The sequence below is a fragment of the Saezia sanguinis genome (assembly GCF_003991585.1).
In the GTDB taxonomy this organism is placed as follows: domain Bacteria; phylum Pseudomonadota; class Gammaproteobacteria; order Burkholderiales; family Burkholderiaceae_C; genus Saezia; species Saezia sanguinis.
The window spans coordinates 168762-194405 of the sequence record NZ_PQSP01000001.1; the positions used below are offsets into that span (position 1 = coordinate 168762).

Genomic DNA, 25644 nt, shown 5'->3' on the forward strand with positions numbered 1-25644 from the left:
ATATGTAAATTTATGTAAAAGAGGCTATTTTCTTAAAAATTCCATGTAAAATGATGTGTAAATAGAGCATTAGATTGAAATTAGCCGCTTTGAAAAGGATTTTTGCACTTGCTCACTGGCACGGTAGCGGCAAGGGGGCTGCGATGAAGCGGGGAATTCCTTGGATTGAATCTGATCAGACAGACATAGGCATGCAGTTTGAGCAGGGGTAGAAAGATTGTCGTTCCAAGCACCAAAGCAGTGTAGAAGGGGGATAAGGATGAAACTGAAAAAATTAGCAACCCGGGGTGTTGGTGCTGCATTATTTGTAGCGCTGAGTGCTTTTGCTGTGTTGGCCTCAGCCCAGAGCTTTGGTGTGATGCGCGAAAGCAGCAGTTCATCTGGTGTGATGCGTGAAAGTGGCAGTTCAGGCTCATCGTCTTCAAGCTATGGCAGCAGTTCGGGCAGCAGTGGTTACCAGAATTATGGAAGATATGATGACTGGTGGCCACCAGCATATTCAAACGGTTATCCGCCTGCTTATCCAGACTCAGGCAACGGGGGAAACTGGAATAATTCTTCCGGCGGGAGTGGGGGAAGCGGGGGTGGCTCTTCCGGGCGGACGGATTTTAGAGTGTTGCCATCGCCGCATCGCTGATTGGTCGTCAGGCGATTGATATAGCCCTGGCAAGCCTTGAGAGAGGAGTGTGTATATGCAGACAGGCAGTTTGTTGAAATGGATGCAAAGCGCTTTTGTGCTGCTGATGCTATGTGCTGCAGGTTCATGGGCTAATGCGCAAAGCTTTGGCGTGATACGAGATGAAAGCTCCAGTTCCAGCTCCAGCAGCAGCAACCGCTCTTCATCTTACGGAAATGTTTATACAGAGAGAAGTTACGGTGGGTCTTCAGGGTCTTTTTATGTGGATTCTGACGGGCGGTTCATGATTCAAGGGGGTACGTATTACCCTGACTATGGTTATCCGGGGTATGCCAGGCCGCCCGGCTATTATGGGCCAGGTTACCACCATGGAAGGCCGCCACACAGGCCGCCGCCGCAGTCGTCACAACCCAGGCCCCGTACAGATTTCAGGGCACTTCCGTCCCCTCATGGGCGGTAATTGAATGAAAGCCACATGGCATAGCTTTGAGCCGGATTTTGGGAGCGGCAGGTATGCTTCCCAAAGCAGGTTAAATAGCAGGAAAACTAAAGGAGTCTGATGGTGAAAGGCACTGGTTTGACAAAAAGGCGATGCCTGGTGCTGAGCATCATCTGCTCTGCTGTCTGGTTGGCTGCACCTGTTTATGCCCAGCATATTGGGACAATACAAGGCTACACAGGCAATGTGCGGTCTTCACCACCTTCTTCATCTTTTTCATCAGGCAGTTCTTCGTCTGGGACAGTCTCCAGCCCGAGCTATGGCAGCAGATACAACGACTGGGATTATGACCGTTGGTATAACTCTGACTGCTGTTATAACTTTTCTTATCCTGATAACAGCTCTAACTCCAAACCATCTCAATCAGACTCGCCGCGCTCGGACTACAGGCGGCTGCCTTCTCCTCATGGGCGATAGTTGAAGGCGCCTGAAATTCTCAGGCTGCTTCAGGTGTTTGAAAGGATGCGTATTGTCTGTTTACAGCACTTTTCATCCTGCTGTTTTTGTCTGTTGTTCGCTGCTTTGAAGGGGCGGGGTGATCGGCGCTGATGCGTCCTTGCCCAGCTCAACGGTGAACTGGTCCCCCCCGTCGTAATTGAATAAAAAGAACTCATCATCTTTCATAAACAGACTGATATTTTGGGGTTCAAGGGGATAGTTTGTCAGCAAGAATCCTTGCTCAGTCAGCGATTGCGCAGCAGATTTTTGCCCACTGTTTGCAAGTGCCTGCCCTAATGCAGCAACCAGAAAACCGCCTGTAGTGATTGGGCCGGGATACAACTGTAAAAATTGAAAAAAGGTAGGGCCGCGTGAGCGGTTGTATGTCACATATTCAGGGCCGAATAAAAGGATTAAAGCCCCCACAACAATGGTTAAAATGCCGATGCCGCTGATGATCGCGCCAAGGGTTGCTGTACCGCTAGAGGAACTTTCTGGAAGGTTGGCAGACAGGTAATCCTGATAGGCCTGGTTGAAGCCTGGCACATTGATTTTAGTTGGCAGTGTGCTTGCATCAAATTGAATTGAATGGTTATTATTATCCATGTCTGTAAGGGGGTAAATTTAAAGTATGGGCCAGTCTATCGGCAAACATGGTGTACGGCAAGTTTCATGTGCAAAAGCCTGAGATGGATGCTTTCCATCTCAGGCTTAAAGCAGAATTTTAGTGTAGAGCTAAAACTTAATGGCGGAAGTGCCTGACGCCGGTAAACACCATGACCACGCCTTGTTCGTCTGCCGCGTCAATGACTTCCTGGTCACGGATGCTGCCACCGGGCTGAATGACACAACTGGCCCCGGCTTTGACGACGACATCGAGCCCATCGCGGAATGGGAAGAAAGCGTCACTGGCAACAGCGGAGTTTTGCAGGCTCAATCCGGCATTTTCCGCTTTGATGGATGCAATGCGTGCTGAATCCACGCGGCTCATTTGCCCGGCGCCGACCCCCAATGTCATGCCGTTGGCGCAGAATACAATGGCGTTGGATTTGGTGTATTGGGCCACCTTCCATGCAAACATCATGTCGTGCATCTGCTGGTCTGACGGCTGTGCCTTGGTCACAACCTTTAAGTCGGCTGCTTTTAACTGGTGGTGGTCGGCAGACTGCACCAGTATGCCGGAGCTGACACGCTTGAGGTCGTAAGAGTTGCGGCTGCGCTCCCAGTTGGTTTTACCGTCTTGTTGCAGGCCTGATATGTCAACCACCAGAACGCGGGCGTTCTTTTTGCTCTCCAGTATTTGCAGGGCTTGCGGTGTATATGAGGGGGCGATCAGCACTTCGACAAACTGTTTGGAAACCCGGTTGGCGGTTTCTTCGTCTACTTCTGTATTGAAGGCGATGATGCCGCCAAATGCAGAGGTGGAGTCGGTCTGGAACGCTTTGCTGTATGCTTCGGCTGCATTGGCTCCCAGAGCCACGCCACACGGATTGGCATGCTTGATGATGACGCAGGCCGGGATATCTCCAAAACTTTTCACACACTCCCATGCGGCGTCTGCATCGGCAATGTTATTGTAAGAAAGTTCTTTGCCCTGAAGCTGTCTGGCTGTGACCAGCGAGCCGGGTAAAGGAGACTGGTCACGGTAGAAGGCGGCCTGCTGATGCGGGTTTTCTCCATAACGCAGATCCTGCAGTTTGGTGAAGTTGGTGTTGAACTGTAATGAAAATGGTGCGGAAGTGCCATCTGTATTGATGGCAGACAGGTAATTGCTGATGGCTGCGTCGTAATCGGCAATCCGGTTGAATGCGGCTACAGACAGTGCAAAGCGTGTGGCATCACTTAACGCGCCATTTTTCTGGATTTCTTCCAGTACTTTGGTGTACTGAGCTGCATCGGTGACAACGCCCACACCGCGCCAGTTTTTAGCGGCAGAGCGTACCATGGCAGGGCCGCCGATGTCGATGTTTTCAATGGCATCTTCAAGGGTGCAGTCGGGTTTGGCAACGGTGGCTTCAAAAGGATAGAGGTTGACGACCAGCAGGTCAATGGTTTCGATGCCGTGCTGCTTGATGGCCTGCATGTGTTCTGCCACTTCACGCCGCGCCAGCAGTCCGCCATGAATCGTAGGGTGCAATGTTTTCACGCGGCCATCCAGCATTTCAGGAAAGCCGGTATGTTCTGCGACTTCTGTTACAGCAAGGCCGGACTCCTGCAGCAGCTTGGCAGTACCGCCGGTTGACAGCAGTTTGATGCCCAGTTGAGCCAGTTGCGTGGCAAATGCAACAATGCCGGTTTTATCCGAAACAGAGATCAGGGCAGTTTTTACTGCTGGAGCTGTGGTATTCATAAATGTGGATCTCATTCAAAAAGAAGTTGGATTGATTAACTGGTGCTCAAGGAGTTTTTTGCGCAGGGTGTTGCGGTTAATGCCTAACCACTGTGCCGCCAGGGATTGATTCTGCCCGGCATGCTGCATGACGACTTCCAGCAGCGGTTTTTCTGCGGCGTGGATGAACATGTCGTGCAGGGAGTGCGGTTTTTCGCCCTGTAAATCATTGAAGTAGGCTTCAACACTTGCGCGCACACATTTTTCAATATCTTTTTTGCTCATGCGGCTAACCTCGAAATCATGGTTGAATCATGGCCTGTGGAACTCGTGGTGGATGGTTCCGTTGCCTTGTGGGCAGTACTGTCTGGCCATAAAGGGTAAGTTTGTGCGAGTCCGGTCAGATAACTTTGTAAGGCACTGACCTGGGCTTGCGTGGATTCCAGCGGGTTTAAAGTCTGGCGGAACGCCTGTCCGCCCGGAAGTCTGTGCACCAGCCAGCCAATGTGCTTGCGGGCACTCCTGACGCCCGTATGTTCACCGTATAAGGCATAGTGTTCATGCAGGTGTTCTGTCATCCATTGGCAGATATCCAGTGTTGCAGGCGCTGGCAGTAAATGCCCTGTTTCCAGGAAATGGCTGATTTCACGGAAAATCCACGGGCGTCCCTGCGCGGCACGGCCAACCATCAAGGCATCGGCTTTTGTTTTTTCCAGCACAAATCTGGCTTTGGCCGGGCTGTCAATGTCGCCATTGGCCACAACCGGTATGCTGACGGCTGCTTTGATCTGGGCGATGGTGTCGTACTCTGCCTGCCCATGGTAACCCTGTTCGCGTGTGCGGCCGTGCACTGTCAGCATGGCAACACCCGCATTTTGCGCTGCCAGCGCAATAACCGGCGCATTGCGCACTTGCTGGCACCAGCCGGTGCGCATTTTTAATGTGACGGGAACATGGCGGGGGGCGCATGCTGCAACAACGGCCTCAATGATCTCCAGTGCCAGTTTTTCGTCCTGCATCAGTGCCGAACCGGCCCATTTCTGGCAGACTTTTTTAGCCGGGCAGCCCATATTGATGTCGATGATCTGTGCGCCACGGTCCATGTTATAGCGTGCGGCGTCAGCCATCTCGGCCGGGTCGGTTCCGGCTATCTGCACGGCAATCGGACCGCTTTCGCCGGTATGGTCAGCCCGGCGCGATGTTTTCAGGCTGTTCCAGAGTTCACGTTTGGAGGTGACCATTTCACTGACTGCATATCCTGCACCCAGTTTTTTGCACAGCGTACGAAAAGGCCTGTCCGTTACGCCAGCCATGGGCGCGACAAACAGATTGTTCTCAAGCGTGATGGAACCGATGTTCATGTACGAAACTGATCAGAGAAGTGGGGCGCGCGGCAAAGCTTTGTGAAAAAGCGTAACGATTCATTAAGGCCTTTATTCTATGCTTTTTAGCCAATCAGGGGCAAAACTTTGAAAATATCAGACTGCAAGCAGTTCATTTCAGAATATGGTGCAATTCAACCTCATGGAAGAGTGGATTTTCAGCCTGCTGCATGCTTTGTCATTACCGGAATATGGGCTGTCAACTGTATTCGTGGTCTGTTTTATTGCAGCAACACTGGTACCGCTGACGCCGACGCCTGCTTTGCTGGGACTGATCAAACTGAACCCGGAGTTATTCTGGCCGGCGATTCTGGTTGCAACGCTGGGGAACACGCTGGGCAGCGTGGTTGGCTGGTGGATGGGGTATGGCGCCAAGAATTTTTACCAGAAAATCAAAAAGGAAGATTCTTACAGCAAGGGTATGATGCTGTTAAAGCGTTTTGGCCCAAAGGCGTGCCTGCTGTCATGGTTTCCGGTGATTGGCGATCCTTTGTGCATCATAGCCGGATGGCTGCATATGCCATTCTGGCGATGTGTGGCGTATATTGCCATTGGTAAATTCGCACGGTTTTTGATCATGGCAGCGCTTTTAATCTGGGTCTGGCCGGGTGCGATTACTTTTGAATAGTGGATAAGTGATAAGCGATTCAACATGCCGTGTGAAATGATACAGACCATACAGACGCTTTGCTTGACAGACCGGCCGGTGGTGATTGACACCAACATTTTGCTGGATTGTTTTATCTTTGAAGATGAAGGTACTTTGCACCTGCGCGAATGGCTGTTGCAGGCCCGGCTGCAATGGATTGCCACCCAGGCCATGCAGCAGGAGTTTATCCGTGTGCTGACGTACCCGACGCTAAAGGACTGGCTTGCACAGAAAAACCGGCAACAGCAGATGCAGATACAGGCGCTGGGTGATATTTTCAGCCGGTATGCTGCGATTGTGCCGCCAGCGCCTGAAACCCGGTTTCGCTGCAAAGACCCGGATGACCAGAAGTTCATTGATCTGGCGCTGGCGCATCAGTCTGTTTTACTCAGCAAAGACAAAGCAGTACTGCGCTTGCGCTCCAGACTGCAAAAGGAAGGGGTGATCGTCTCCGCGCAAGGATCAGCGCTACTGGGGCGTGTTAATACGCCTTAGCGTGGGGCTTCAGAAAATCTTACCCGGATTCAGAATATGCAGTGGGTCGAGCGCCTGCTTGATCAGCTTCATGGTTGCCAGTTCCTGTTCGGTACGGCTGGCGCCCAGATAGGCTTTTTTATGCAGACCGATGCCGTGTTCTGCCGAGACACTGCCGCCGAAATCGGCAACTGTCTGGTAAATTAACTGTTCCACCTCTTCATCACTGCCGTCGATATGGGCGCCATCTGTGCTCAGGTGCAGGTTGCTGTCACCCACGTGCCCGAAGCGGACTGTGACATGCCCAGGCCAGCGTGCAGCCAGCGCACTGGTACAGGCATCTGCAAAAGCGCCAATCTGGGTGATTGGCACGCTGACATCAAAGTTGATCGGGGGGTGCATGCCGGCAAAAAATTCGGCAGTGGCCTCACGAATTTTCCATAAAGCCTGTGCCTGTGTTTGCGACTGTGCAATGGTGGCGTCCTGTATCAGGCCGTTTTCAAATGCGGATGCCAGCAGTTGTTCCAGACCGGATTGAAGCGATTGTGTATTGTTTCCACTGAGATCAATCAGCGCATAAAACGGGTGGTCTTTTTCAAAAGGGGGTTTCAGGTGCTGGTGTGCAAGCGACCAGTGCCAGAAGTCCTGCCACATGAGTTCAAATGCAGCCACCCCTGCCGGGAAGTGTTGTTTAAGTTGAGAAAGCAGGGCCAGTGCCGCGGCATAATCCGGCAGCGCAATCAGCGCGGTCAGCCGGGCCTGGGGGGCCGGGAACAGTCGCAGCAGTACCCGGGTAATGACGCCCAGCGTGCCTTCGGAGCCAATGAAAAAATGTTTCAGATCATAGCCGGTGTTGTTTTTGATCATTGGGCGCAGCATCGGCAGTACCGTGCCATCGGCCAGCACGACCTCCAGCCCGAGCACCTGATCACGCATCATGCCATGTTGCAATACACCGTTGCCGCCTGCGTTGGTGGCAACAGCCCCGCCAATCTGACAACTGCCGCGCGCGCCCAGATCGACACCAAACAGCAGGCCATGGGCAGCGGCGGCCTGTTGTACGGCTTCCAATGTTGTACCTGCCTGTACCAGCATGGTATCGGCTTGCGTGTCCAGTGCTTCAATGTGATGCATTCTCTCCATGGAGAGCACAATGCAGTCAGGACGAATCACTGTGGCGCTGCCGGCCAAACCCGTGCGTCCACCCTGGGGCACTACCGTGATACGCTGCTGGTGGCAGTATTGCAGGGTTTTCTGCACATCGGCGGTTGAACGGGGGCGTACCAGTGCGGCGGGTTGCTGACCGGGGATTTCACTCCAGTCGGTACGGTAGTGTGGTGGAATATCTGCTTGCGGGGTGACAAGGTCATCCCCAAGAAGGGTGGTCAGTTTTTCTGCAATGGAAGACATACGTACCGGCTATCAGTCTGGTGAAAACAGTGTATTCAAGGCATGAGGTCTTTTTTCAAAGCGTTTTTACCACAGAATCACCGCTATTATAAAAACTGTATGCGCCAAATGGGCAGGGTGAGATATAGGGAAGATACAGTTAGGCCGTTCTGACAGCAGGCCGGTGTCATCGTGCGCAGTGTATAACCGCAGGCCACAGCAGTATGCTTTTTAACTCTCAGTGTATGAAGCATCTGCTGTAGCGGTTGGAATGGTTTTTCAGGTGTTGCGGGCAAAGTCCAGTGCGGCTTCGAGCATGGCACGCAGGTGGGGTTGGACCTGACTGGCTTTTTCATTGTGGTAAGCAAAGGGCAATTGCTCTTCCATGTAAATGCACTGAGCCATTTCCAACTGAACCGCGTGTACCTGTTGTGCCGGCTGGCCGTAATGGCGGGTAATATAACCACCTTTGTAGCGACCGTTGAGCACACTGGTGTAGCCTGTGGCCTGCTGTGCAATCTGCTGAATGCGGGTTTGCAATTCGGTTGCACAGCTTTGGCTGCTGTTGGTGCCGATGTTGAAGTCCGGCAGTTTGCCTTCAAAAAAGCGTGGTAAAACCGAGCGGATGGAATGTGCATCCCACAAGACAACAGCAGGAAACTGCTGGCGCATGCGTGCCAGTTCAGCGGCAAGCTGGTCATGGTAAGGCTGCCAGTAATGTATGCGGCGGTGTTCGATTTCTGCCTGATTGGGTTCTTTATCTTGCTGGTAAATGGAGCCGCCTTCAAAAGTCTCCACCGGGCACAAACTGGTGGTGGCCTGCCCCGGATAGAGGCTTTCATCTCCGGGCGGACGGTTCAAGTCAGCAACATAGCGTGAATAGGTGGCCTGTATGATGGAGGCGCCCATGTTTTTGGCAAAAGCGTACAGGCGCTCAATGTGCCAGTCGGTATCGGGCACCTGTTGTGCCTGCGGGGTCATGTTTCGGGCAATTTCCGGTGGCACAAAAGTGCCGACATGTGGCATGGAAATCAGCAGCGGCTGTGTGCCCTGGTGGAAAATGAAAGGTGTGGGCGTATTCATATGGTTCAACTCAGTCGTGGATGTGGCGCAGCAGTTGCGTGCGGGCCTGTATGAATTCTTTCTGCGCTGGCTGATGCAGCAGGTGCTTTTGATCAACGCGCAATATGCCTTGCGTCCAGACGCGCCGGATGGCAGATGTGCGTGAACTGCCAAACACATGGCCGGAAAGGGCCTGATCGGGTGTCAGTTGTGCCAGTGCACGGTGCTGGCAGTCCAGTTCGACCAAGTCGGCATTTTGTCCGACCGCAATCCCTGCGATCGGGCGGGCACTGGCCTGCGTGCCACCTTGCACGGCTTGCAGGTATGTATTCTGGGCGACCGACGGGGTGGCTGTACTTGCCGCCACGTTGCGCTGGCGCCGTTGCAGGCGCTGGCTGTATTCCAGTGCCAGCAGTTCGGCTGCGGCATTGACGGTGACATGGCTGTCACTGCCGATACCCCAGCGCCCCTGATGTTGCAGCCATTGCGGCAGGTCGAAAATACCGTCACCCAGGTTGGCTTCTGTGGTTGGGCACAGGCCCGCAATAGCGCCACTGGATGCTGCTTGCTGGTATTCGCTGGCATTCATATGCGTGGCATGTACCAGACACCAGCGTGCATCGACAGCCATATGGTCCATCAGCCATTCGACCGGTCTTTGCCCGCACCAGGCAACGCAGTCATCAACTTCTTTGGTTTGCTCGGCAATGTGGATATGAATCGGCGCGGTGGCATCCAGTTGGTTCATGCCTTCGATGATGGCATTCAGGCTTTCCGGGGGTACGGCGCGCAAGGAGTGCGGAGCAATGCCGAGTTTGGCATTTTGTGCTTGGCATTGGGGCAACAGCTTGTCCAGCAGCTTCAGCATGGCGTCAGTGGTGTGGATAAAGCGCTTTTGGCCGTCCCCGGGAGGTAGCGCGCCAAAACCGCCGGTCTGGTACAGCACCGGCAGCAGTGTCATGCCAATGCCAGTGCGTTTGGCGGCATTGAGCAGGCATTGGCTGAGTGTGGCACTGTCGGCATAGGGCTGACCATCGGGCTGGTGGTGTACGTAATGAAATTCGCAGACGGAGGTATAGCCGGCCTCCAGCATTTCGGCGTACAACCAGGTCGCAATGGCTTCCAGTTGCTCTGGCGTGATGTGTGCTGCAAAGCTGTACATCAGGTTGCGCCAGCTCCAGAAACTATCCTGCTCGGCGTAGCGGTATTCAGTCAACCCGGCGCTGGCCCGCTGGAATGCGTGGGAGTGCAGGTTTGGCATACCCGGCACCAGTAGCTCTGTGGCTGATGACTGGCCGGGCGGCTGTGCCACATGGGTTTGAACCTGGTGGATAAGTCCGGCTTTATCCCATTGAACTAAAACATTGGGTGCCCATCCTGTTGGCAGCAGTGCATGCCGGGCAAAAAGCTGTGTAGTCATTGGCACGGGTACTCCTTGTGTGCGTTGACGTGGTGGGAAATGATGGCGTTCATGATGGTTTTTTTTGTATCTGGACGTGAATCAGCAGCGCTTCCTCGGTTTGCGGGCTGGCTTGTACCTGAATGGTTTCTTCTGCCCACCACAATCCATGTTTGGGCGCAATCTGGGTTGTCAGTTCGGATGCGCGTGCCGTCTGGGTGATTGACCATATGCCCCGTGCATTCAGAAGCAGCCCGTATTCACTGGCGGGCAGGGTGAAAGCATTGCGGATGATGTGGACCTGTGCTGACCAGCCATGCCGCATGGTCATGACATTAAAGTCCTGCGTGGCGCCATCAATGAGTGTGCTGTCCAGTGCCACATCGCCGGAAAACCGGAACGGTTCAAACGGCTGCTTCAGGCTGTGGTCAAAACTGCCGTCGCGGGCCTGCAGGCGCACACCATTTCCGCTGAGCAGCATGATGGTGCGGTCCAGCCCCGGGTAGGCCGAGAAGGGGCCGTCCTTGTCGATATTGGCAACACTGATGCGCCAGTCAAACTGGTTCATGCTGCCGTCAAGCGGCCAGCATACAATTTCCTGCGTTGTCCCGCCGCCATTTTTCCATGGCATCGGCATGCACCGGTCAAGGTCAAAAAAGTGAATAGGCATGATCCGTTGTTTTTCTGGTTGGCGTTATGAGCGGGAAATCACTGCTTGCAGAAATGTCTGTGTGCGCAGTTCTTTCGGGTTGCTGAAAATCTGCTCCGGTGCGCCGGCTTCAACAATACCGCCGCCATCCATGACCACGACCACATCAGCCACTTCACGGGCAAACCCCATTTCATGGGTAACCACGATCATGGTCATGCCGTCCTGTGCCAGCACTTTCATGACTTGCAGCACCTCGCCGACGAGTTCCGGGTCTAGTGCCGATGTGGGTTCGTCAAACAGCATCACAGTCGGGTTCATCGCCAGCGCACGCGCAATGGCAACACGCTGTTTTTGGCCGCCGGACAGGCTGGCCGGCATGGCATGGGCCTTGTTGGACAAACCGACCTTGCCCAATAGCGACATGGCCTGTTCATGTGCCTGTTCTTTGGACATGTTCCTGAGCATGCGGGGGCCCACGCAGATGTTGCCCAGCACACTCAGATGCGGAAACAGGTTAAACGACTGGAACACCATGCCGACATCTTTGCGCAGCTCATTGAGTTCTCTTTCGGGCAGCATGACGCCATGTTTGACGATGCGCTTGCCGCAAATTTCGATATCGCCTTCTTCGGCCTGCTCCAGTCCGTTGCAGCAGCGCAAAAAGGTGCTTTTCCCGGAGCCGCTGGGGCCGATGACCACGACCACCTGGGTCGGGAGCACATCAAAATCAATGCCTTTGAGCACCACATGATCGCCAAAGCGTTTGCCCAGCTGGCGTATTTTGACAATAGGCGGCGTTGTATTCAGGTCGATATGTTTCATTGCACCATACCTCCGGCGCGTAATTTAGTTTCGAGCTTTCGCAAGGCCAGTGTTGTGATGCTGGTCAGGATCAGATAGATCAGTGCAATGCCCAGGTAGACTTCCAGATCGCGGTAGGAGGTGCTGATGATGCGGGCACCTTCATGCATCACATCGTGAATGGTGATCAGGGAGATCAGGGCCGAGTTTTTGATCAGCGCAATGAATTCGTTGCCCAATGGTGGAATCATGCGCACAACGGCTTGCGGCAGGATGATTTTGAGCATGGCCTGTGTGTAGGACATGCCCATTGAACGCGCTGCTTCCATCTGGCCTCTGTCCACTGACTGGATGGAGCCGCGCACGATCTCGGAGATGTAAGCGCCGGAATACAGGCCCAGGCCGATAACGCCGCAGAAAAATGCCGGCAGCATGATGTCCAGCCGTGGCAGGCCGTAGTACCAGATGAACAACTGCACCAGCAGCGGTGTGCCGCGGATCAGCGTGATGTATGTTGTGCACAGGCTGTAAACGACATAGCGTTTGGGATTGAGTCGGCCAATGCCGACGAGCAGGCCTATGATGCACCCCAGTACAAGCGCACAGGCGGTGATTTCAATGGTGACCAGGGTACCGTGGAGCAGCGCTTCCCATCCCTTAAGGACAGGTGCGAAATTCAGATCGAGACTCATAACAGACGTCCGGAAATCAGACTCCCGCATGGGAGTCTGATGGATTCAACAAAATGGCGGCAAAGAAAGGCTTAGATGATGGTGGTGGGGAACCACTTCTGAACCAGCGCGTTGTATTCGCCGTTGGCTTTCAACTGCTCAATGGCGGCGTCAAACGCTTTGGTCAAATCAGGCAGGTCTTTGCGCACGGCAATGCCGTATTCTTCGGTTGTCAGTTGTTGTTCCAGAATACGTACGCCACCACGGGTGCGCGCATACTGAAATGCTGCGGGTTTGCCGGTAACGGCAGCGTCCGAGCGGCCGATGTCAACCAGGTTGAACATCTGCTGATTTTTTTCCACTTCAATCAGTTCGGCGCTTGGAATATGTTCGCGCAGCCACTGTACTGATTTGGTGCCCACCTGTACGCTGATACGCTTGCCAGCCAGATCAGCCGGGGTTTTGATAGTGGTATTGTCGGCCCGCACCATGGCAACCAGACCGCCTGCCAGATAGGGTTTGGTGAAGTCGATGACTTCGGCACGCTCAGGCGTGATGTAAATGGCCGATACGGCAATATCCGCGCGTTTGGAGACCAGGCTGGGAATCAGCCCCTTAAAATCAACATCGGTCCACTCGATGGGGCGGCCTAAAACCTTGCCAATGGCTTCCACCAGTTCAATGTCAAAACCGGTACGCTGGCCGTTTTCAACGAACTCCATGGGAGGGAAGGTGGCATCGGTTACAGCCTTAATCGGTTGTGTGCCCCCCTGGCTGAAAGCCAGTCCGGACAACCCCATGGCAAGCATACCACCCATAACCTGACGACGAGTAACTGACATGATTGAGTCTCCTTTTTGAAAAAAGTCAGTGAATAACAACCACCTACACTAACGATTTTGCAGTTGATAATTAATACGCGCTGCGGTGATCAGCGTCATTTGAACAAAACTGTTTTCCTTGCCTGTAGCCCGTATGGAAGGGGCCATGAGCGTCAGCGTGCCCAGCAGGTAACGGTTACGTGAAAACAATGGCACGCTCACCCCCCATACACCGGGGTCCACTTCGCTCTCGCTGCAGGCATAACCCTGTGTGCGGATATCTTGCAGCAACTGCTTTCTGGCCAGTTGCTGCGATGCATCGGGAAAATCTGCCTGCAAAATGATGTCTTGCTGCGGTTCCGGCAGGTGCGCCAGCAGGCACTTGGCTGTAGCACCTTCGCGCAACGGCACACTGCGGCCTTTTTCAAAAGAGCAGCGCAAGGAGTGGGAACTCTCAATCATTTCAATACAGACAGCCTGCTGGTGCATGACAATGCTGATGGCCACACTTTCATGCGACTGATCAGCCAGTTTTTGCATGTCCTGCTTGGCATATTGTGTCAATAAGGATGCTTCGTCAAACCCCAGCGCCAACTGCAGGCTGACCGGGCCTGGCGCATACAGGTTATTGGATTCAAAAACAAAACCCCAGCGTTTCAGGATGGACAACTGGCGATACAGGGTGCTTTTTGCCAATCCGGTTTTTTTAATCAGATCGGCGGCACTGATCGGTTTGCCTGCCTGCGCCAGCGCCATCAGCACCATCAGTACGCGCTCATGGCTGCTGACCGGGACGGGTGCGTGGTTTTGTGCTTCGGGTTGAGTTGTTGGCATGATGGCGTATTTAAAAAGGGTCAAAATAATCTGTAAGTGGTTAATATAGCTTGAAGCGCTGCATTTTTCATACCATTTGATGAGAATAATTTCTCACAAAATGGGAATATTTGCTGTTTTATCACATTACAGTACCTATGCAGCAAGCAGGCCTTTCATGTTGAATGGGGCTTGTTTGCAGGTATCAGAATACTGAGTGTGGTAAAACTGTAAATGACAATGATCAAATGCCTGAAAAAGAAACATGAAATGCACCAACTGCGTTCATGTGCACTGAATTGGTGCGTCAGGGGGATAGAGAAATACCTCAAAATGTGTTTTAAATTCGCAGCGCTGTACAGAATTTGCGCAGGGCGTGCCAGGGACGTATGATCTCATTTATGATGGCACCGGTTAAACGAATGATTCAGGCCCGGCTTTTTCATGCCCGGGAATATCTGAGGAGACATGTCACATGAGTTTGCGTCGCCGTTCGCTGTTGCTGTCCACGGGGGCATTGGCAGTTGCAGGTATTTCTCCGCTGGTACAGGCACAGAGCCCCAGAGGGCTGCGGCTGGGTATCACACTGGAGCCGCCAGGCCTGGACCCGACGGCCAGTGCATCTTCATCCATTGCCGAAATTGCACTGTATAACGTGTATGAAACGCTGACCAAAATCCAGCCGGATGGCAGCGTGACGCCACTGCTGGCGGAGTCCTGGGAGGTTTCTGACGATGTACGCGCTTTTACGTTCCGCCTCAGACCTGGCGTGACATTTCATAATGGCGCGGCTTTTGATGCGAAAACGGTTCAGTTTTCCCTGCAGCGGGCCGGGGCCCAGGACAGCACCAATAAAGACCGGCAAATATTTGCCAATATCCAGCAGATTGTGCCGGTAGATGCGCATACGGTACGGCTGGAGCTTAAAAATGCAGATTCCGACTTGCTGTTCAAACTGGGAATGGCCACAGCCATTATGGTGGAGACCGGCAGTGTGGCCCAGAACCGTACTCAGCCGGTGGGCACCGGGCCTTACCAACTGGAAAGCTGGCGTAAAGGGGCGACTCTGACGCTCAGGAAATGGGCTGGTTACCGGCAGGCCAATCAGATTTCCATTGAGCGTGCCACTTTTCAATTTATCAGCGATGCGGCAGCGCAGGCGGCAGCCTTGCTGGCTGGCGATGTGGATGTATTTGCCCGTGCCGCGGTGGCACGCAGCCTGAGCGCATTCAAGCAGCAGCCGGCACGGTTTCAGGTTCTGGTCAGCAATTCACGTGCTAAAACCATTCTGGCGATTAATAACCGCCAAAAACCGCTGGATGATGTGCGTGTGCGGCGGGCAATTACAGCGGCAATCGACCGCAAGGCCATCATTGAAGCCGCTGCGGACGGTTACGGCGTTCCCATCGGCAGCCACTATGTGCCGGGTATGCCGGGGTATATTGATGCCACCACAACGGTGCCTTATGACGTGGCTGCGGCAAAACAACTGCTGGCGCAGGCTGGCGTGACCACGCCGTTATCGTTGCGCCTGATTCTGCCTCCGGCCCCTTATGCCAGACAGGGCGGAGAGCTTGTTGCAGCAATGCTGTCGCAGGTGGGCATTCAGGCCCGGATTCAGAATGTGGAGTGGGCGCAGTGGCTTTCGGGTGTTTACACCAACCGCGACTATGACTTGTCCATCATTTCGCATGTGGAGCCGCTGGACCTGGATAATTACACCAAGCCCGGTTACTACTGGGGTTACCAGTCAGATGCGTTTAACGCACTGTATACCCGAATACAGCAGACGGTTGACGGGCCTGTGCGCAATCAGTTGCTGGCGCAGGCACAACAGATGCTGGCCGATGATGCGGTGAATGTGTGGCTGTATCAGCCGCAGTGGCTGACGGTGGCAAACTCCCGTATCAGGGGCTTATGGGCTGATATGCCGATTTTTGTGAATGATTTATCATCCATATCCTGGGCTTCTAGTTGATAGGAAGCGTAGGAAACAAATCAAGCGTGCAGGAGTGGAGTAACGCATGAATATTTTGTTGACTGGCGGCACGGGGTTGATCGGACGTGCGCTGTGCGAGCACTGGCTGGCACAGAATAAGGTATTAAAGAAACAGAAAAACACAAAGGACCAGCACCAGTTGTGGGTGCTGAGCCGTACGCCGGAAAAGGTGGAAAAACTGTGTGGCAAAGGGGTAGTCGGGCTGCGCAGCGTCAAAGAGCTGGATGCGCAGGATATTCACATTCATGCAGTCATCAATCTGGCTGGGGCGCCGATTGCCGACAAAAGCTGGAGCGAGGCACGCAAAAAAGAGATCACCAAAAGCCGTGTCAGTTTTACGCACCAACTGGTGGGATGGATTGCCAGCCGTTCCAAGCAGCCGCATACGCTGATATCCGGTTCTGCCGTAGGGTATTACGGGGATTGCGGTGACCGGATACTGGATGATTACATCAGCGAGCCGCAACGGGATTTTGCCAGCCAGATGTGCCATCAATGGGAGGTTGAGGCCTTTCAGGCGATTTTGTCCGAGGTAAGGGTGGTTTGTCTGCGTACCGGGCTGGTGCTCAGTGATGAAGGCGGTTTTCTGGCCCGGTTGCTGCCGTTGTTCCGTGTCGGCCTGGGCGGCCCGCTAGGAACGGGCAAGCAATGGATGCCGTGGATTCATATACAGGATACGGTGCGGATGATTGAATTCTTCCTGAACACGTGGAATACCGCCGGTTCGTTCAATGTTTGCGCGCCCAATCCGGTGACAGGCAAACAGTTTGCATCAGAGTTGGGTAAAGCACTGCACCGCCCGGCATTGGTGCCCACACCGGTATGGGCCTTGCAAAAAAGGTTTGGCGAAGAATTGACCGCCATGATTCTATCGAGCCAGCGGGCGATTCCCAAAAGGGCGATAGAGGCAGGCTTCCGGTTTACGTTTACCGATCTGGATCAGGCGCTGGATGACCTGTTTGACCGTTAGTTGTTTTTGCTGTTCAGGTACTGGGAAGGGGTGATACATCCCGGAATGCGCCCCAGGGCCAATATTAAGAGCCAACTGTTTCACGAAAAGGTGCCATATGACATTGCTGGTGATTCCCGATGACTACCAAAAGGCGACCGACGGGCTTGATTTTCTGCATGCGCACAGCGGCTTTACTGTCCGTGCTTTAGGCGACTTATTCCGTGATCCGGCCGCAGACCCGCTTTTGTCTGAAGCGCAGGGGCTGATTCTGATCCGTGAACGCACCCGAATTGATCGCCATTTTCTGCAAAAAACACCCCGGCTGAAGCTGATCAGCCAGACCAGCAAAGTGGCGCGCCATATTGATATGCAGGCCTGCACCGATGCAGGGGTTGCCGTCGTTGAAGGCTTTGGCAGTGCAGTGGCACCGGCAGAACTGACTTGGCTGCTGATCATGGCGGCCCGCCGTCAACTGGTTGCCGCCGTGAATGCGATGAAGCAAGGCCTTTGGCAGGTGAATATCGGTGAAGCGCTGGCTGGGCAAACTTTAGGCATTTTGGGGTTTGGAAACATCGGCAAACGCATGGCGCATTTTGCGCAGGCGTTTGATATGAAGCTGCTGATTTGGGGAACTGCACGTGCGCAGCAGGAGGCGCGCAGCCTGGGGCTGCGTGTGGCGGAAAACCGGGAGGCGTTTTTTGCCGAGGCGGATATCATCACGGTGCACCAGCGGCTGGTTGCGGAAAATACCGGCAATATCACGCTGGCGGATTTGTCGCTGATGAAGTCTTCGGCCTTGTTTGTCAATACCAGCCGGGCTGAACTGGTTGCGCCGGATGCGCTGGAGCAGGCGTTACGGCAAGGCCGGCCCGGCTTTGCGGCATTGGATGTTTTTATGCATGAGCCTGTGTATGACAAAAATGCGCCGTTGCTGCAAATGCCCAATGTGCTGTGCACGCCTCATCTGGGGTATGTGGAAAAAGCCGGGTATGGGCTTTATTTCAAAACCGCTTTTGAGAATGCGGTGCGTTTTTTCCAGGGGGATACTTCCGGTGTGCTGAATCCTGAGGTGCTGACAAAATAAAATTTTCAAACCATCAGGATTACGCGTTCACCGCTGGAGAAAATACCTGCTCTGGCGTAATCCACATCCACGCTCCCGGTTTCAGGTGCGGCGGTAATTCAAAATGCCCGACGGCAGGACGGTGCAGTTCTGTAACGCGGTTGCCGGCTGCGGCAATCATGCGTTTGACCTGATGGTATTTGCCGGTGGTGATGGTCAGCAGCAGTTGGTGCTCATGCTGTAACTCGCAGGCAGCGGCAGCAATGGGCGCGGGTTCGTCATCGAGCTGCACACCACGGAGCAGTTGCTGGCATATCGTATCGCTGACAGGGTGTTTGGTGGTGACCAGGTAGGTTTTGGGCAGGTGCCGTTTGCCTGAAATGGCTTTGTGAATAAACTGGCCATCATCTGACAGCAGCAGCAGCCCGGTGGTGTCAGCATCCAGCCGGCCGGCAGCCTGCACACCGCGCCGTCTCAGTGGTGCAGGCAGCAGGGTATAAATGCTGGGATGGTGTGACGGTTTTTGTGAACACTCGTAACCCGCAGGTTTATGCAGCGCAATATAGGCCTGGGCGTGGTACGGCCATGGCTGCTCATCCACATGGAACAGCAGGCCTTCGTGCGGCTCCAGCAGCATTTCAGGGTCGGTGATGGTCTGCTGTTCAAGCGCGACACGTCCCTGTAAACACAGGCCCCGGCATTCGTGGCGGGAGCCAAATCCCTGACTGAAGAGCATGCGCTCTAAAGTCAGGTGCCGTTGAGGTGCGCGCTTGTGTTTGGACACGTACCGTGAAAGTGGGAATCAGGATGCGCTGGCTTGCGGATCGAGTCCGGCGACCACTTCGCTGAAGCCGCCATCCACATAGACGATGTTGGCGGTGATGCCCGCGGCCAGGTCAGACAGCATGAATGCGGCAGAATTGCCAACGTCCTCAATGGTGACATTGCGGCGGATCGGTGCCGCAGCAGCAAAGGCGCCCAGCAGCTTGCCGAAATCCTTGATGCCGCTGGCCGCCAGCGTTTTGATCGGGCCGGCTGAAATGCCGTTGACACGTATGCCTTTGGGCCCCAAAGAAGCCGCCAGATAGCGTACCGTGGCTTCCAGAGATGCTTTTGCTACGCCCATGGTGTTGTAGTTGGGCACCACTTTCATCGCACCCAGGTAGCTCAATGTCAGCAAAGCGGCATCGGTGTTCAGGTAAGGCAGCGCGGCCTTGGCCAGTGCCGGAAAGCTGTAGGCTGAAATATCGTGTGCAATGCGGAAGCTTTCGCGCGACAGGCCATCGAGAAAATCACCGGCAATGGCTTCACGCGGTGCAAAGCCAATGGCATGCACAAAGCCGTCGAATTTGGGCCAGGTTTTTGACAGTTCGGTGAAAACGGCGTCAATCTGTTCGTCAGAGGCGACATCACAGGGAAATACCAGTTTGGAGTCGAATTCAGCGGCAAATTCGGTAATGCGGTCTTTGAAGCGGTCGCCAACATAGGTAAACGCCAGTTCTGCGCCTTCACGATGGCATGCCTTGGCAATGCCGTAGGCAATGGAGCGGTTAGATAATACGCCTGTGATCAACAGTTTTTTTCCAGCTAAAAAGCCCATTGTGAGTTTTCCTTTATCCTGTTTGTCGGGGAACGATGCATGGGAGCCATGCAGTTCAATCAAATGATTATAGCGGTTCTCAATCCAATGTTTAGTCAGATTGGCTGTCTACCCTGTATACTTTACGGCTTGAATAGATCATTAAAATACGGATTTTCATTACGAGGCAGAGGCAAAATTTTGGTGCGCAGCATTGCAAGGTGTTTTCTCAGGTTCTGTGGCGTTGTGGGCGCTGCTGTGTTCCTGCTGTGGCAGCCGGCATGGGCGGCGCATGGCTATGCACAGTGGGGTGATTTGAAATACCCGGCAGGGTTTTCGCATTTTGATTATGTCAACCCGCAGGCGCCCAAAGGCGGTGAACTGGTGCTGGTGTCCAACCTGCGCGTGTCCACATTTGACAAGTACAACCCGTTTTCGCTGAAAGGTACGGCCCCGGCCTATATGAGCCAGCTGGTTTTTGAAAGTCTGCTGACCAGTTCGCTGGATGAGCCGGGCAGCGCTTACGGACTGCTGGCCGATGATGTTGAAGTGGCACCGGATAAAACCTGGGTGCGTTTTCATATCAACCCCAAAGCGCGCTTTTCCAATGGTGACCCGGTGCTGGCGCAGGATGTGATCCATTCGTACAACATGCTGATCAGCAACGATGCCTCTCCTGCTTACCGCACGATGCTGGAGCAGGTGGCAGGGGTGCGCAGCACCGATGAGCGCACCGTTTATTTTGACCTCAAGGAGTTCAACCGTGAACTGCCGATCACGATTGGTTCGCTGCCGGTTTTTTCGCATAAGTGGGGCGAAGGTGTAACGTTTGGCGATATACGGTTGCAGGAGCCGATTGCCAGCGGTCCCTACAAAATCGGTTCTGTGGTGTATGGCAAAGATATCACTTATGTGCGTGACCCCAACTACTGGGGCTGGGGCCTGAATGTGCAGGTCGGGCAGTATAACTTTGACCGCATTACGGTACGCATTTATAAAGACAGCACCGTCAAGCTGGAGGCGTTTAAAGCCGGTGAGTTTGATTTCATGCAGGAGTTTTCTGCCGGCAACTGGGCCAAGCTCTACCATGGCAGGCGCTTTGATTCGGGAGATGTGGTGAAACGCGAATTTGAAAACCGGTTGCCATACGGTTTTCAGGGCTATATTCTCAATAGCCGCAAGCCGCAGTACAGCGATGCACGGGTACGGCAGGCGCTGAATCTGGCGTACGATTTTGAATGGATGAACCAGGCGCTGTTTTTCGGCAGCTATAAGCGGATCAGCAGCTATTTCGGCAACAGCGATTTTGAGGCCAAAGGGATGCCTTCTGCAGATGAACTGGTGCTGTTGCAGTCTTTGCAGGCCGAATATGGCAAAGAGCAGCTTCCTGATGCGGTTCTGTATGAACCTGCCCCTGTACAGCCGGTGACTGCGCCGCCACCGCATTCGCTGCGGGAGAACCTGAAGCGTGCGCGCGACCTGCTGGCGCAAGCCGGCTGGACCTACCGCGATGGCGCATTGCGCAACGCACAGGGCGAGCCTTTTGTGATGGAATACCTTGATAGCCAGGAAGGCGGGGGGCGGGTGCATGCCGCATGGGCACGTGCGCTGGAGAAGCTGGGCATTCAGTTTAAGCTGCGTACGGTGGACTTTTCGCTGTACCAGATGCGTCTGGACCAATTCAACTTTGACGTTACCACCATCCGTATGGGGGGCTCTACCGTGCCGGGTAAAGAGCTGTATGAATTGTATGGCAGCAAAGCGGCGGATATGCCGCACAGTGCCAACTGGTGGGGGATTCGCAATCCGGTGATTGATGAACTGATTAACCGCCTGGTTAATGCGCAAGATAAGGCTGAAGCCGTTGCTGCCGGGCGTGCGCTGGATAGAATGCTGCTGCACGGGGCTTACTCGGTATTGCAGTTTTATTCGAGCAATTACCGTGTGGCGTATGATGCGTCCAAACTGGCGCTGCCTGATACCATTCCCGGGTATTATCAGGTTGAGGGCTGGGTCATGGGGACCTGGTGGGCCAAATCCTCAGAGGGCGTGCAGACAGCCGGGCCGGAAAACTGAACGATTGCATAGACCATGTGGCTTTATTTTATTAAACGCATTCTGCTGATGATTCCCACGCTGTTTGGCGTGTTGCTGATCACTTTCATCATTACGCAGTTTGTGCCCGGCGGCCCGGTGGAAAACTACCTGTTGGCCGCGCGCGGCGCTGGCGGCGGTAGCGACGGAGCGGGCATGTCGATTGAACGGCTCAGCTCACAGGGTATTGATGAGCAGCGGCTGGAGGAGATTAAGGCGCTGTATGGGTTTGACAAACCCGCACCGGAACGTTTTGTGCAGATGGTTGGGCAATACCTGCGGTTTGACCTGGGTACCAGTTTTTACCATCACCGCTCGGTTTTGGAACTGATTATCGAAAAACTGCCGGTATCCATTTCGCTGGGGTTATGGACGTTTATGCTGAGCTACCTGGTGGCTGTGCCGCTGGGGGTTGCCAAGGCGGTGCGCCATGGCACCCGGTTTGATTTTTTTACCACGCTGATTGTACTGGCCGGTTACGCGATGCCGGGGTTTGTGCTGGGGCTGGTGTTGCTAGTGCTGTTTGGTGGCGGCGGGTTTTGGCCGCTGTTTCCGCTCAGAGGGCTGACATCGCCCAACTGGGATGAGTTGTCGATGATGGGCAAGGCCGCAGATTATCTGTGGCATATCATTTTGCCGGTGACGGCCATGGTTTCAGGTGGGTTTGCTTCGCTGGCAATGCTGACTAAAAATTCATTTCTGGAAGAGATTCGAAAACAGTACGTGACGACGGCACGCGCCAAAGGGCTGTCGAATAAGAAAGTGTTGTGGAAACATGTGTTTCGCAATGCGCTGGTGCCTATTGTGACGGGGTTTCCGGCGGCATTTGTGACGGCATTTTTTACCGGGGCCCTGTTGATTGAAACGCTGTTTTCCCTGGATGGGTTGGGACTGCTGGGGTATGAGTCGGTGCTGCGGCGCGATTTTCCGGTGGTGCTGGGCACGCTGTATCTGTTTACGCTGATTGCGCTGCTGACCAAGTTGATCACAGATTTCTGTTATGTGTGGGTTGACCCGCGCGTGAAGTTTGACCGGTGAGGCATGATGACCGATTCAGTTTCTTCCGTTGATACCCAGAGTGCGGCAGTGCCGCAGAAAAAGGCGCTGCAGTCTCCGGCGCGGCTGTTCTGGCAGCGTTTTCGCTCCAACCGGCTGGGGTTTGCCAGCCTGTGCATTTTGATCATGATGGTGGTGGTGAGCCTGGGGGCGGAAATGATCAGCAACGACCGCCCACTGCTGCTGCGCTATGACGGGCACTGGTATGTGCCGGTATTCCAGGATTTGCCGGAAACGCTGTTTGGCGGCGATTTTGAGTCGCCTGCAGATTATACGGAGCCGCTGGTGATTGAGCAGATCAACCAGCCGGGCAATTTTGCACTGTATCCGCCAAATCATTACGGTTTTAAGACCATCAACTACCAGTTACTGGCGTCTATTCCGGCACCGCCTTCGGCGCAGAATCTGCTGGGAACGGATACCCGCGGGCGAGATATGGTGGCGCAGTTGCTGTACGGGTTTCGGGTATCGATCTTTTTTGGCATTGCGCTGACTATTGTGGGGGTGCTGTTGGGAGTGCTGTTTGGCGCGGTGCAGGGCTATTTTGCCGGTAAGGTGGACTTGATCACGCAGCGCTTTCTGGAAGTGTGGGGTGCCATGCCGGAGCTGTTCTTGCTGATTATTTTTTCGGCTATTTTCCAGCCCAGTCTGTTATTGCTTTTGCTGCTGCTGAGTCTGTTTGGCTGGATTGGCCTGTCTGACTATGTGCGGGCCGAGTTTCTGCGCAACCGGCAACTGGATTATGTGCGCGCTGCGCGGGCACTGGGGTTGTCTCACTGGCAGATTATCAAACGCCATGTGTTGCCTAACAGCCTGACGCCGGTGATTACATTTTTGCCGTTCCGCCTGAGTGCAGCGATTCTGGCGCTGACCAGTCTGGATTTTCTGGGGCTGGGCGTGCCGCCTGATACACCCAGCCTGGGTGAGCTGCTGTCTCAGGGGAAAAGCCGGCTGGATGCCTGGTGGATTATTCTGCCGACATTTGCTGTGCTGTTTACGACCATGCTGCTGCTGACGTTTACCGGCGATGCGTTGCGCAATGCGCTGGACCCGCGCTATTTGGCCAAAGGTGGCAAGGGGCGCAAAAAATGAAAGATAAAGAGCAGAATATGCAGAATATTTCGTTGTCCAAAGAGGGGCGGCCTTTGCTCAGCGTACGTGATCTGACGGTGCGCTGGGGCGCGCGTGCGGCAGTGGAGCAGGTCTGCCTTGATATTGCTGCTGGCGAAAAAGTGGCGCTGGTCGGGGAGTCAGGGTCGGGCAAAAGCGTAACGGCCATGTCTTTTCTGGGCTTGTTGTCCGGTGCGCAGGTCAGTGGTACCTCTTTGTTCACGTTGGAAAATGGTCAGCAGCTTGACCTGAACCAGGCCACAGAACGCCAGTTGGAGCGGATACGGGGAAAGGAGATTGCGATGATTTTCCAGGAGCCGATGACGGCACTGGACCCCCTGTTTACCGTAGGCGACCAGATTGTGGAGGGGCTGCAACTGCACGAGGGGCTTTCAAGGCAAGCCGCCTGGAAAAGAGCGGTTGAGCTGCTGGATCGCACCGGCATTACCGAACCGCAGGAGCGGGCATTTTCCTACCCGCACCAGCTTTCGGGCGGGCAACGTCAGCGCGCCATGATTGCCATGGCGCTGGCATGCGGACCGCGGCTGCTGCTGGCCGATGAACCCACAACCGCGCTGGATGTGACGCTGCGGGTGCAGATCATGGATTTGCTGAACCGTTTGCAGCAGGAAGATGGCATGGCGGTGTTGCTGATTTCACATGACTTGGGCATTGTGCGCCATTTTGCTGACCGCATGGCGGTGATGGAGAAAGGGGCCATTGTTGAAACCGGCGAAACGCAAAGAGTATTCAACCAGCCCAAACACCCCTATACGCAGCGCTTGTTGGATAGCCGTCCGCAACGACTGGTAGGGGATGAGTACGCTCACAGTTTGCCAGGCATTGCACCCGTCGTGCAGGCCGAGCAGGTTAAGGTGTTTTATCCGGGAAACAAACCCGCCAAGGGCAAGGGGCTGGCCCGGCTGGCGTTTTGGCGCAGGCAGCCGTTTGAGGCGGTGGATGGCGTGACGCTGTCGCTCGCCCCCGGGCGCACGCTGGGGATTATCGGCGAGTCGGGTTCAGGCAAGTCGACGCTGGCGATGGCGTTGCTGGGGTTGCTGCCGCACGGGCAGGTCCAGGGCGACATTGCCATCAACGGGAAAGCATGGGGTAGCAGTCTGGCGCAGGAGCGACCTATGCGGGCCCATATTCAGGTGGTGTTTCAGGATCCGTTTTCTTCCCTGTCGCCACGCATGACGGTGCGTGACATTGTGGCCGAAGGACTGCTGGTACACCAGCCGCAATGCACGCGTGCGCAGCGGGACGAAAAGGTGGCGCTGGCGCTGGCCGATGTGGGGCTGTCGGCAGACATCATGTCCAGATACCCGCATGAGTTTTCAGGGGGGCAAAGGCAGCGTATTGCCATTGCCCGGGCATTGATTGTGGGGCCGTCTATTCTGGTGCTGGATGAGCCGACCAGCGCGCTGGATGTTTCAATTCAGAAACAGGTGCTGGAATTATTGGCGCAATTGCAGCAGGATAAACAACTGAGTTATATCCTGATCACGCATGATGTGGGGGTGGTGCGGGCGCTGGCACACGAGGTGATTGTGATGAAAAGCGGCAAGATTGTTGAGGCCGGTACGGTTGAGCAGATCATGACAACCCCTGCCATGCCTTATACACAGGCCTTGATCAGTGCTGCAATGAATGTGGAATGAGCATTGGAATAATGCATAAAACCATCAGCCCAATTCCCGCAGAATTTGTGAGGCGCTGGATGAGCTTTTATGGTTGCTTTTTGGCAGCAGCTTCTTGCGAGCTTTTGAGAAGCG

General features: G+C 54.4%; 24 protein-coding genes. 10 read left to right on the forward strand and 14 right to left on the reverse strand.

What is annotated here, in order from left to right:
* Nucleotides 1-259 precede the first annotated feature (259 nt).
* Entirely contained in the window at nt 260-637 is a 378-nt protein-coding gene (locus tag CUZ56_RS00760; protein WP_126977271.1) for a hypothetical protein, read from the forward strand.
* A 988-nt stretch (nt 638-1625) separates the two neighbouring features.
* Here CUZ56_RS00760 and CUZ56_RS00765 read toward each other — a convergent pair.
* From CUZ56_RS00765 to dusB, 4 genes are all read right to left on the reverse strand, one after another.
* Entirely contained in the window at nt 1626-2180 is a 555-nt protein-coding gene (locus CUZ56_RS00765; protein ID WP_126977273.1) for a hypothetical protein, read from the reverse strand.
* 136 nt (nt 2181-2316) lie between these two features.
* Entirely contained in the window at nt 2317-3924 is a 1608-nt protein-coding gene (gene purH, locus CUZ56_RS00770; RefSeq protein WP_126977275.1) for a bifunctional phosphoribosylaminoimidazolecarboxamide formyltransferase/IMP cyclohydrolase, read from the reverse strand.
* A gap of 15 nt (nt 3925-3939) precedes the next feature.
* Nucleotides 3940-4188 carry a helix-turn-helix domain-containing protein gene (locus CUZ56_RS00775; protein WP_126977277.1) on the reverse strand — a complete coding sequence of 83 codons (249 nt, stop codon included), beginning with the start codon at nt 4186-4188 and terminating at the stop codon, nt 3940-3942.
* Complete coding sequence (gene dusB, locus CUZ56_RS00780) at nt 4185-5264, reverse strand: tRNA dihydrouridine synthase DusB (protein WP_126977279.1); 1080 nt, start codon at nt 5262-5264, stop codon at nt 4185-4187. Before dusB ends, CUZ56_RS00775 begins: the two co-directional genes overlap by 4 nt.
* Before the next feature lie 163 nt (nt 5265-5427).
* Between dusB and CUZ56_RS00785 the strand changes: the two genes are divergently transcribed.
* Both CUZ56_RS00785 and CUZ56_RS00790 read left to right on the forward strand, forming a co-directional pair.
* The gene (locus CUZ56_RS00785; RefSeq protein WP_126977281.1) at nt 5428-5913 is read left to right on the forward strand and encodes a YqaA family protein; all 486 of its coding nucleotides are present in this window, start codon (nt 5428-5430) and stop codon (nt 5911-5913) included.
* A 36-nt stretch (nt 5914-5949) separates the two neighbouring features.
* Entirely contained in the window at nt 5950-6429 is a 480-nt protein-coding gene (locus CUZ56_RS00790; RefSeq protein ID WP_126977283.1) for a putative toxin-antitoxin system toxin component, PIN family, read from the forward strand.
* A gap of 9 nt (nt 6430-6438) precedes the next feature.
* Here the strand turns inward: CUZ56_RS00790 and CUZ56_RS00795 are convergent, their stop codons facing one another.
* The 8 genes from CUZ56_RS00795 to CUZ56_RS00830 form a co-directional block, all read right to left on the reverse strand.
* Nucleotides 6439-7818 carry an FAD-binding oxidoreductase gene (locus CUZ56_RS00795; protein ID WP_126977285.1) on the reverse strand — a complete coding sequence of 460 codons (1380 nt, stop codon included), beginning with the start codon at nt 7816-7818 and terminating at the stop codon, nt 6439-6441.
* 258 nt (nt 7819-8076) lie between these two features.
* On the reverse strand, nt 8077-8880 hold the full coding sequence (gene hutG, locus CUZ56_RS00800) for an N-formylglutamate deformylase (protein ID WP_126977287.1): 804 nt from the start codon (nt 8878-8880) through the stop codon (nt 8077-8079).
* A gap of 10 nt (nt 8881-8890) precedes the next feature.
* Nucleotides 8891-10279, reverse strand: coding sequence for a formimidoylglutamate deiminase (locus CUZ56_RS00805; RefSeq protein WP_126977289.1), 1389 nt, complete (start codon nt 10277-10279; stop codon nt 8891-8893).
* 49 nt (nt 10280-10328) lie between these two features.
* Nucleotides 10329-10928 carry a HutD/Ves family protein gene (locus CUZ56_RS00810; protein ID WP_126977291.1) on the reverse strand — a complete coding sequence of 200 codons (600 nt, stop codon included), beginning with the start codon at nt 10926-10928 and terminating at the stop codon, nt 10329-10331.
* Nucleotides 10929-10952: 24 nt separating this feature from the next.
* Entirely contained in the window at nt 10953-11732 is a 780-nt protein-coding gene (locus CUZ56_RS00815) for an amino acid ABC transporter ATP-binding protein (protein WP_126977293.1), read from the reverse strand.
* On the reverse strand, nt 11729-12403 hold the full coding sequence (locus CUZ56_RS00820) for an amino acid ABC transporter permease (RefSeq protein WP_126977295.1): 675 nt from the start codon (nt 12401-12403) through the stop codon (nt 11729-11731). Before CUZ56_RS00820 ends, CUZ56_RS00815 begins: the two co-directional genes overlap by 4 nt.
* 71 nt (nt 12404-12474) lie before the next feature.
* The gene (locus tag CUZ56_RS00825) at nt 12475-13224 is read right to left on the reverse strand and encodes a transporter substrate-binding domain-containing protein (protein ID WP_126977297.1); all 750 of its coding nucleotides are present in this window, start codon (nt 13222-13224) and stop codon (nt 12475-12477) included.
* Nucleotides 13225-13272: 48 nt separating this feature from the next.
* Complete coding sequence (locus CUZ56_RS00830; protein ID WP_126977299.1) at nt 13273-14037, reverse strand: IclR family transcriptional regulator; 765 nt, start codon at nt 14035-14037, stop codon at nt 13273-13275.
* A gap of 454 nt (nt 14038-14491) precedes the next feature.
* Here CUZ56_RS00830 and CUZ56_RS00835 point away from each other — a divergent pair, with 454 nt between their 5' ends.
* The 3 genes from CUZ56_RS00835 (at nt 14492) to CUZ56_RS00845 (ending at nt 18051) form a co-directional block, all read left to right on the forward strand.
* The gene (locus tag CUZ56_RS00835; RefSeq protein WP_126977300.1) at nt 14492-15994 is read left to right on the forward strand and encodes an ABC transporter substrate-binding protein; all 1503 of its coding nucleotides are present in this window, start codon (nt 14492-14494) and stop codon (nt 15992-15994) included.
* Between the two features lie 46 nt (nt 15995-16040).
* Nucleotides 16041-16985 (forward strand): TIGR01777 family oxidoreductase, encoded by a 945-nt coding sequence (locus CUZ56_RS00840; RefSeq protein ID WP_126977302.1) that lies wholly within the window; start codon nt 16041-16043, stop codon nt 16983-16985.
* A gap of 97 nt (nt 16986-17082) precedes the next feature.
* A complete protein-coding gene (locus CUZ56_RS00845; RefSeq protein ID WP_126977305.1) occupies nt 17083-18051 on the forward strand; it encodes a D-2-hydroxyacid dehydrogenase family protein in 969 nt (322 codons plus the stop codon).
* A gap of 19 nt (nt 18052-18070) precedes the next feature.
* Here CUZ56_RS00845 and CUZ56_RS00850 read toward each other — a convergent pair whose 3' ends face one another.
* On the reverse strand, nt 18071-18781 hold the full coding sequence (locus tag CUZ56_RS00850; protein WP_204250815.1) for a 16S rRNA pseudouridine(516) synthase: 711 nt from the start codon (nt 18779-18781) through the stop codon (nt 18071-18073).
* Nucleotides 18782-18832: 51 nt separating this feature from the next.
* Nucleotides 18833-19630 (reverse strand): enoyl-ACP reductase FabI, encoded by a 798-nt coding sequence (gene fabI, locus CUZ56_RS00855; protein WP_126977307.1) that lies wholly within the window; start codon nt 19628-19630, stop codon nt 18833-18835.
* Between the two features lie 225 nt (nt 19631-19855).
* Between fabI and CUZ56_RS00860 the strand changes: the two genes are divergently transcribed.
* Genes CUZ56_RS00860 through CUZ56_RS00875 form a run of 4 tightly spaced genes read left to right on the forward strand, consistent with a single transcriptional unit; the run spans nt 19856 to nt 25530 of the window.
* Entirely contained in the window at nt 19856-21685 is a 1830-nt protein-coding gene (locus CUZ56_RS00860) for an extracellular solute-binding protein (RefSeq protein WP_239441928.1), read from the forward strand.
* 15 nt (nt 21686-21700) lie between these two features.
* Complete coding sequence (locus CUZ56_RS00865) at nt 21701-22741, forward strand: ABC transporter permease subunit (protein WP_126977311.1); 1041 nt, start codon at nt 21701-21703, stop codon at nt 22739-22741.
* A 6-nt stretch (nt 22742-22747) separates the two neighbouring features.
* Nucleotides 22748-23851, forward strand: a complete 1104-nt coding sequence (locus CUZ56_RS00870; protein ID WP_404948024.1) for an ABC transporter permease — start codon at nt 22748-22750, stop codon at nt 23849-23851.
* Nucleotides 23848-25530, forward strand: coding sequence for an ABC transporter ATP-binding protein (locus tag CUZ56_RS00875; RefSeq protein ID WP_239441930.1), 1683 nt, complete (start codon nt 23848-23850; stop codon nt 25528-25530). Before CUZ56_RS00870 ends, CUZ56_RS00875 begins: the two co-directional genes overlap by 4 nt.
* Nucleotides 25531-25644 lie beyond the last annotated feature (114 nt).